The organism is Aeromonas sp. QDB18 (assembly GCF_027705325.1).
Classification (GTDB): domain Bacteria; phylum Pseudomonadota; class Gammaproteobacteria; order Enterobacterales; family Aeromonadaceae; genus Aeromonas; species Aeromonas caviae.
In genome coordinates this window covers 1-5,521 of sequence record NZ_JAPDBQ010000201.1, presented here as the reverse complement: position 1 = coordinate 5,521, position 5,521 = coordinate 1, and the positions used below count along the sequence as shown (strand labels likewise).

Here is a 5,521-nt window from a genome sequence, read left to right as displayed (position 1 = left end):
TCTCGCACCTCGATAACTGTACGTAAGATCAGTATAGTTCGTGGTAACTGACTGCTAATCATGGGTAATCAGGAAACCTTACGTGCGGACTATATACTGGCCAACCCACCTTTGCTGCTTACAATCATTTCTGTGGCGATATCGACTGCATGCGCGATTTGGATCGGTTATTATCTGTTCCAGGTTTCGAACTCGCAACATCAAAACCGATAGTGGATAATATCGATGAAGCCATTGGCATAATCCAGCGGCTAACGGATGAAGGACGATTGACCATCGCCACATATGAGGTGCCAACTGCCCCAACAGGGTCCAAATTCCAAGGTAAAGGCGTGCTTTTCACTGGTATACGTGATGCGCAGTTGGAAACACAAATCATAGCTGAGGGCGGTGAGATCAAATCGGGCATATCGAGTGCGGTTCACATACTGGTATGTAAGGATGTGAACACGTCATCAGGGAAAGCCAAGAAAGCACGCGAGATGGGCATCGAGATTATCGATGTCTTGGAATTACGGAGACGGTTATTATGATCACAGCATGTGTAGCGATCGATAGCGATGGCGGTTTTGGTGCCCAGGGGACGCTTCCATGGGCAATACCAGAAGAATTTGCTTTTTACCAAGAGCATGTCAGGGGTGGTATCTGTATAATTGGCGGCAGATCGTTTAATGATCTAGTTCACTTATCGCTATCACCAAAGGGTGGTTTGTATAAAAAATGTCTACTCCGGACCACGCCACATATCGTAGTATCATCATCACACGAATTGGTGTACGATCCGTCGATAATGGCACTTATAGAGGCTGACAGGAGACATCTTGATCTGTACTTCGTGAACACCGTGGACGCTGCTGTTAAACTCGCAAAAGGGTTAGGTGGAATGCACGCGAATAAAGATATCCATTTCATTGGCGGTAAACGCATATATGATGCCGGTCTCGATTATTGTGACGAGGTATACACCTCAATATTACCGGCTGTGTATCTTAACTGCGACACATTCTTTCCTGTAGAAAAACTGTCGCGCATGTTTACACCAGAATTATACAAGACGATTCCTAACCAAGTTCATGCGGATATTCCTGTAATTAAATGGACCCGCAAGCGCGCATAAACGCCCAGGGTATAGGAAGTATAAACCACCTTTTTGCTCCTCATCCGAAGTATCTTACCTGAAATTCCCTCACTCGTTTACCGCTCAAGCCCCAATTTTAACTGCCGGTCCAGCCTAAACCGCTCTAATAAGGTTCGATTTGGCGGTAAAATCTCTAGCCTGATAGCTCGAGAGATACAAACTGCCCCACCGCCCCGTTTAAAAGTTGGCAGTGTTGAGCAGTGTTGGATTTGGGGTCGTCAGTCAAAGAGACGACTCTGTGATGGATCGAACAGGCTGGGAGTCAGTGGCGGCGCTCGTTCTGGTGGCAGCTCACGCTGCTTGGCGGCATTCGCCTTGGCTGTTTTCTGTTTCAGATGCTTGAGAATCTGCTCAATGACCTTCGGATCTTCGATGCTGGCAATCACTTTGACGTGACCGCCGCAGTGTTCGCAGACTTCAATATCAATATTGAAGACTCGCTTGAGGCGTTGCATCCAGGTCATGGCGCGGTGGCGCTCTGCAGGACTCTTGTCACGCCAGTTAGTATCGAGACCTTCCGATTTGTCGGGCTTCTTGCCCCGCTTGGCGGGTGTTACTTGAACTCGGTGTTTGCTGTTCGGTGCAAAGACGCCGTGGAAGCGTGTGAGGTTGACTCGCGGCTTAGGTACCAACGCAGCGAGTTTGGCGATGAAGTCCAGCGGCTCGAAGATCACATGGGTGGTGCCATTGCGGTACGGAGTTTTGAGCTCGTAACGCACCTGCCCATTGGCGGTTAATGCCAGACGTTTTTCTGAAACCGCTGGCCGACTAATGTAGCGACACAAGCGCTCAAGCTTATCCCGCTGATGCGCTTCGGCCATCACACCGGCGTGTAGCGAGAAACCAGCATGGTTGGCTACTCGACTGCTTGAGTCGGCTTTATCCTCACGCCCTGGCAAGGTTTGCAGGGTGAAGACTTTGCGCCCTTGCTGGGGGCCGACGGCAATGCGATACGTAACCGAAGCACCATGTAATTGAGTCAGCGTATCGTCTTCGCCCTCTTCCAGTGTCAACCACGTATTCTCGGCATCACGCTCCAAAATCCCACGCTTTTCCATGCAGCGAGCGATGCGATGGCTGAGGGTGTGAGCGAGCGTATTCAGCTCATCGTAAGTGGGTGCCTTGACACGATGGAAGCGTTGCTTGCCATAGTCATCTTCGGCATAGACACCATCGAGAAACAGCATGTGGTAGTGGACATTGAGATTTAGCGCGGAGCCAAAGCGTTGGATAAGAGTCACTGAGCCAGTTTGTGCAGAGGCTTTGGTGTAACCGGCTTTTTTGATCAGATGAGTTGAGAGTGTACGATAGACGATACTCAAGACCTGGCCCATCAGCTGGGGATGGCGAGCCAGCAAAAAGCGTAGCTGGAAAGGAAAGCTGAGCACCCACTGGCGAATGGGCTCCTTGGGGAAGACTTCGTCTATCAGCAGCGCCGCACTCTCGGCCATCCGGCGGGCACCGCAGCTAGGGCAAAAGCCGCGTCGTTTACAGCTGAAGGCGACCAGACGCTCGTGATGACAATCCTCGCAGCGAACCCGCATGAAACCATACTCCAGACGGCCACATTGGAGGAGGTCGTTGAATTCTTGTTGGATGTAGCGAGGCAGGTGTTGACCATGGGCTTCGAGTGAGGCTTTGAAGGCTGGGTAGTGCTGCTCAACCAGCTGGTAGAGCAGCGTCTGGTCGGGTTGGTGGCGTTCGTAACCGTTTGTTTGAGTGGGCGATTGACTCGCCGTGGCGTTCCTTGCCAGCGACATGGGTATCCTCCGCTGATACTGTGGTTATGTACAGTATCAGCGGCTTGCGTTCAGACGTCCAGTCTGGCCCTAGACATCGCTAAATGCTTAACCCGCAATAGCCCTCACGAGTTGTTATCAGCCACTACCGGTTGAGCGAGAAGGTTTTGGGTTCAGGGTGCTATTGCTCCACCAATCACAATACTGAAGCCCCAACTGTTATCAGTTGGGGCTTTTTCTTGTCTGTTTGCGGCGGTTGCGTTTTATCGGTAGTCGTCGAGCTCTGCACCATCCCACATAAGAGCTTAACGGTGCGATCTTCAACGCCATCACACAAAACTTTCTTTTTCACGCACAGTCAACTTATTGGATGTTTTATTAACAACCCAAAAGGAGATATTTAGCGGGCGGCCGGAAGGTGAATGCTAGGCATGATCTAACCCTCGGTCTCTGGCGTCGCGACTGCGAAATTTCGCGAGGGTTTCCGAGAAGGTGATTGCGCTTCGCAGATCTCCAGGCGCGTGGGTGCGGACGTAGTCAGCGCCATTGCCGATCGCGTGAAGTTCCGCCGCAAGGCTCGCTGGACCCAGATCCTTTACAGGAAGGCCAACGGTGGCGCCCAAGAAGGATTTCCGCGACACCGAGACCAATAGCGGAAGCCCCAACGCCGACTTCAGCTTTTGAAGGTTCGACAGCACGTGCAGCGATGTTTCCGGTGCGGGGCTCAAGAAAAATCCCATCCCCGGATCGAGGATGAGCCGGTCGGCAGCGACCCCGCTCCGTCGCAAGGCGGAAACCCGCGCCTCGAAGAACCGCACAATCTCGTCGAGCGCGTCTTCGGGTCGAAGGTGACCGGTGCGGGTGGCGATGCCATCCCGCTGCGCTGAGTGCATAACCACCAGCCTGCAGTCCGCCTCAGCAATATCGGGATAGAGCGCAGGGTCAGGAAATCCTTGGATATCGTTCAGGTAGCCCACGCCGCGCTTGAGCGCATAGCGCTGGGTTTCCGGTTGGAAGCTGTCGATTGAAACACGGTGCATCTGATCGGACAGGGCGTCTAAGAGCGGCGCAATACGTCTGATCTCATCGGCCGGCGATACAGGCCTCGCGTCCGGATGGCTGGCGGCCGGTCCGACATCCACGACGTCTGATCCGACTCGCAGCATTTCGATCGCCGCGGTGACAGCGCCGGCGGGGTCTAGCCGCCGGCTCTCATCGAAGAAGGAGTCCTCGGTGAGATTCAGAATGCCGAACACCGTCACCATGGCGTCGGCCTCCGCAGCGACTTCCACGATGGGGATCGGGCGAGCAAAAAGGCAGCAATTATGAGCCCCATACCTACAAAGCCCCACGCATCAAGCTTTTGCCCATGAAGCAACCAGGCAATGGCTGTAATTATGACGACGCCGAGTCCCGACCAGACTGCATAAGCAACACCGACAGGGATGGATTTCAGAACCAGAGAAAGAAAATAAAATGCGATGCCATAACCGATTATGACAACGGCGGAAGGGGCAAGCTTAGTAAAGCCCTCGCTAGATTTTAATGCGGATGTTGCGATTACTTCGCCAACTATTGCGATAACAAGAAAAAGCCAGCCTTTCATGATATATCTCCCAATTTGTGTAGGGCTTATTATGCACGCTTAAAAATAATAAAAGCAGACTTGACCTGATAGTTTGGCTGTGAGCAATTATGTGCTTAGTGCATCTAACGCTTGAGTTAAGCCGCGCCGCGAAGCGGCGTCGGCTTGAACGAATTGTTAGACATTATTTGCCGACTACCTTGGTGATCTCGCCTTTCACGTAGTGAACAAATTCTTCCAACTGATCTGCGCGGGAGGCCAAGCGATCTTCTTCTTGTCCAAGATAAGCCTGTCTAGCTTCAAGTATGACGGGCTGATACTGGGCCGGCAGGCGCTCCATTGCCCAGTCGGCAGCGACATCCTTCGGCGCGATTTTGCCGGTTACTGCGCTGTACCAAATGCGGGACAACGTAAGCACTACATTTCGCTCATCGCCAGCCCAGTCGGGCGGCGAGTTCCATAGCGTTAAGGTTTCATTTAGCGCCTCAAATAGATCCTGTTCAGGAACCGGATCAAAGAGTTCCTCCGCCGCTGGACCTACCAAGGCAACGCTATGTTCTCTTGCTTTTGTCAGCAAGATAGCCAGATCAATGTCGATCGTGGCTGGCTCGAAGATACCTGCAAGAATGTCATTGCGCTGCCATTCTCCAAATTGCAGTTCGCGCTTAGCTGGATAACGCCACGGAATGATGTCGTCGTGCACAACAATGGTGACTTCTACAGCGCGGAGAATCTCGCTCTCTCCAGGGGAAGCCGAAGTTTCCAAAAGGTCGTTGATCAAAGCTCGCCGCGTTGTTTCATCAAGCCTTACGGTCACCGTAACCAGCAAATCAATATCACTGTGTGGCTTCAGGCCGCCATCCACTGCGGAGCCGTACAAATGTACGGCCAGCAACGTCGGTTCGAGATGGCGCTCGATGACGCCAACTACCTCTGATAGTTGAGTCGATACTTCGGCGATCACCGCTTCCCTCATGATGTTTAACGTTTGAAATAAGGGGCGCCGAGCGCCAGCGAGGGGAGCCAAAAGCTTGCTTTTGGCCGTCCCGACTTGATTGA

General features: G+C 52.5%; 6 protein-coding genes. 2 read left to right on the top strand and 4 right to left on the bottom strand.

Annotated features, from left to right (window positions below; all coding sequences use genetic code 11):
* The first annotated feature begins 149 nt into the window (after nucleotides 1-149).
* Both OKC30_RS19635 and dfrA34 read left to right on the top strand, forming a co-directional pair.
* Entirely contained in the window at nucleotides 150-533 is a 384-nt protein-coding gene (locus tag OKC30_RS19635; RefSeq protein WP_143207222.1) for a BRCT domain-containing protein, read from the top strand.
* Nucleotides 530-1,117 (top strand): trimethoprim-resistant dihydrofolate reductase DfrA34, encoded by a 588-nt coding sequence (gene dfrA34 / locus OKC30_RS19630; protein WP_058652112.1) that lies wholly within the window; start codon nucleotides 530-532, stop codon nucleotides 1,115-1,117. Before OKC30_RS19635 ends, dfrA34 begins: the two co-directional genes overlap by 4 nt.
* A 239-nt stretch (nucleotides 1,118-1,356) precedes the next feature.
* Here the strand turns inward: dfrA34 and OKC30_RS19625 are convergent, their stop codons facing one another.
* From OKC30_RS19625 to aadA1, 4 genes are all read right to left on the bottom strand, one after another.
* The gene (locus tag OKC30_RS19625; protein WP_270809762.1) at nucleotides 1,357-2,898 is read right to left on the bottom strand and encodes an IS91-like element ISCR1 family transposase; all 1,542 of its coding nucleotides are present in this window, start codon (nucleotides 2,896-2,898) and stop codon (nucleotides 1,357-1,359) included.
* A gap of 404 nt (nucleotides 2,899-3,302) precedes the next feature.
* Entirely contained in the window at nucleotides 3,303-4,142 is an 840-nt protein-coding gene (sul1, locus tag OKC30_RS19620; RefSeq protein WP_000259031.1) for a sulfonamide-resistant dihydropteroate synthase Sul1, read from the bottom strand.
* Nucleotides 4,136-4,483: a quaternary ammonium compound efflux SMR transporter QacE delta 1 gene (locus tag OKC30_RS19615; RefSeq protein WP_000679427.1), complete on the bottom strand. Its 348-nt coding sequence runs from the start codon at nucleotides 4,481-4,483 to the stop codon at nucleotides 4,136-4,138. The genes sul1 and OKC30_RS19615 overlap by 7 nt, the downstream gene beginning before the upstream one ends.
* A gap of 163 nt (nucleotides 4,484-4,646) precedes the next feature.
* A complete protein-coding gene (aadA1, locus tag OKC30_RS19610) occupies nucleotides 4,647-5,438 on the bottom strand; it encodes an ANT(3'')-Ia family aminoglycoside nucleotidyltransferase AadA1 (RefSeq protein ID WP_001206316.1) in 792 nt (263 codons plus the stop codon).
* Nucleotides 5,439-5,521 lie beyond the last annotated feature (83 nt).

Bases quoted from the DNA above. Each gene is read 5' to 3' on its own strand.
- OKC30_RS19635 (WP_143207222.1), top strand. From the start codon at position 150: ATGCGCGATTTGGATCGGTTATTATCTGTTCCAGGTTTCGAACTCGCA.
- dfrA34 (WP_058652112.1), top strand. From the start codon at position 530: ATGATCACAGCATGTGTAGCGATCGATAGCGATGGCGGTTTTGGTGCC.
- OKC30_RS19625 (WP_270809762.1), bottom strand. From the start codon at position 2,898: ATGTCGCTGGCAAGGAACGCCACGGCGAGTCAATCGCCCACTCAAACA.
- sul1 (WP_000259031.1), bottom strand. From the start codon at position 4,142: ATGGTGACGGTGTTCGGCATTCTGAATCTCACCGAGGACTCCTTCTTC.
- OKC30_RS19615 (WP_000679427.1), bottom strand. From the start codon at position 4,483: ATGAAAGGCTGGCTTTTTCTTGTTATCGCAATAGTTGGCGAAGTAATC.
- aadA1 (WP_001206316.1), bottom strand. From the start codon at position 5,438: ATGAGGGAAGCGGTGATCGCCGAAGTATCGACTCAACTATCAGAGGTA.